Here is a 2,018-nt window from a genome sequence, read left to right on the forward strand (position 1 = left end):
AGCAGAGGAAGTCGGCCATGGCAACGGCGCCTAGCGTCTCGTATTCGATGACGGTGCGACTGGAAGTTCCCGCGAGCGGCACCGCCGTCAGCCAGCTGACGACGGCTGTGGAGTCCTCCGGTGGGTCGGTCACCGGGTTGGATGTGACCGCGTCGGGGCACGAGAAGCTGCGGATCGACGTGACGATCGCGGCGACCTCGACGGCGCATGCGCAGGAGATCGTCTCCGAGCTGAGCGGGATCGAGGGTGTCTCGCTGGGCAAGGTGTCCGACCGGACGTTCCTGATGCACCTCGGTGGCAAGATCGAGATGTCGTCGAAGCACCCGATCCGTAACCGTGACGATCTGTCGATGGTCTACACCCCGGGCGTGGCGCGGGTCTGTCAGGCGATCGCGGACAATCCCGAGGACGCCCGCCGGCTGACGATCAAGCGCAACAGTGTCGCGGTGGTCACTGACGGCTCGGCGGTGCTGGGGTTGGGGAACATCGGGCCGAAGGCCGCGTTGCCGGTGATGGAGGGCAAGGCGGCGCTCTTCAAGCGTTTCGCCGGGATCGATGCGTGGCCGATCTGTCTGGACACGCAGGACACCGATGCGATCGTGGAGATCGTCAAGGCGATCGCTCCGGGCTTTGCGGGCATCAATCTGGAGGACATCTCCGCGCCGCGGTGCTTCGAGATCGAGGCGCGGTTGCGTGCGGCGTTGGACATTCCGGTCTTCCATGACGACCAGCACGGCACCGCCATTGTGGTGCTGGCGGCGCTGACCAACGCGCTGCGGGTGGTGGGGAAGAAGATCGAGGACGTGCGGGTGGTGATGTCGGGTGCCGGTGCGGCGGGGACGGCGATCCTCAAGCTGCTGCTGGCCGCCGGTGTGGGGCATGCGGTGGTCGCCGACATCCATGGTGTGGTGCATGCGGGCCGGGCCGATCTGGTGGAAGCGGACCCCGACTCGGCGCTGCGCTGGATCGCGGACAACACCAATCCGGAGGGTGTGACCGGGACGCTGAGGGAGGCGGTGGTGGGGGCGGATGTCTTCATCGGTGTCTCGGCGCCCAATGTGCTGGAGGGTGAGGATGTGGCGCGGATGGCGCAGGACGCGATCGTGTTCGCACTCGCCAACCCGGATCCGGAGGTCGACCCGGCGATCGCGCGTCAGACCGCGGCGGTGGTGGCGACGGGGCGTTCGGACTTCCCCAACCAGATCAACAACGTGCTGGTCTTCCCCGGGGTCTTCCGTGGTCTGCTGGATGCGGCCTCGCGTACGGTGAACACCGAGATGATGCTGGCCGCGGCCCGTGCGTTGGCCGAGGTCGTGCTGGACGACGAGGTCAACCCGAACTACATCATCCCCAGCGTCTTCAACGAGAAGGTCGCCGGGGCGGTCGCCGGTGCGGTGCGGGACGCGGCGAAGGCCGCCGACCCGGCTGTGACGGCTGCCACGACGGTCTGAGTCCGGCGCGTCGCGGGACACGCCCTCCGCGAGCCACCCATAGGGTGGCGGGTGACCCTCCAGGGTGCCGGATTGGCTTTACCGCCGCAGGTGGGGGCAGGATGCTCTCCCAAGGACATTGTCCAGGGGGACCCCAGGCGCGAGGGAGCTGAAGGACGGACCCGGTTCCGGGGACCGTTCGAGGGCCCTGGCAGCATCGGCTTCGATCTCACGCCTCATTGGCAAGAAGAACACGGGAGTACATACATGAACCGCAGTGAGCTGGTGGCCGCTCTGGCCGATCGCGCCGAGGTGACCCGCAAGGACGCCGACGCCGTTCTGGCCGCGCTTGCCGAGACCGTCGGCGAGGTCGTCGCCAAGGGCGACGAGAAGGTCACCATCCCCGGCTTCCTGACCTTCGAGCGCACCCACCGTGCCGCTCGCACCGCGCGCAACCCGCAGACCGGTGAGCCGATCCAGATCGCGGCCGGCTACAGCGTGAAGGTTTCCGCGGGCTCGAAGCTCAAGGAAGCCGCCAAGGGCAAGTAAGGCCCTTCCTACGGCACAAAGGGCGGCCACCCCTCTCCC

General features: G+C 67.7%; 2 protein-coding genes. Both read left to right on the forward strand.

What is annotated here, in order from left to right:
• Positions 1-17: 17 nt before the first annotated feature.
• On the forward strand, positions 18-1,451 hold the full coding sequence (locus ACO1BR_RS43960) for an NAD-dependent malic enzyme (protein WP_426800729.1): 1,434 nt from the start codon (positions 18-20) through the stop codon (positions 1,449-1,451).
• A 246-nt stretch (positions 1,452-1,697) separates the two neighbouring features.
• The gene (locus tag ACO1BR_RS43965) at positions 1,698-1,979 is read left to right on the forward strand and encodes an HU family DNA-binding protein (protein WP_004951951.1); all 282 of its coding nucleotides are present in this window, start codon (positions 1,698-1,700) and stop codon (positions 1,977-1,979) included.
• The last annotated feature ends 39 nt before the right edge of the window (positions 1,980-2,018 follow it).

The sequence above is a fragment of the Streptomyces sp. YGL11-2 genome, from assembly GCF_050054615.1.
Lineage (GTDB): Bacteria > Actinomycetota > Actinomycetes > Streptomycetales > Streptomycetaceae > Streptomyces.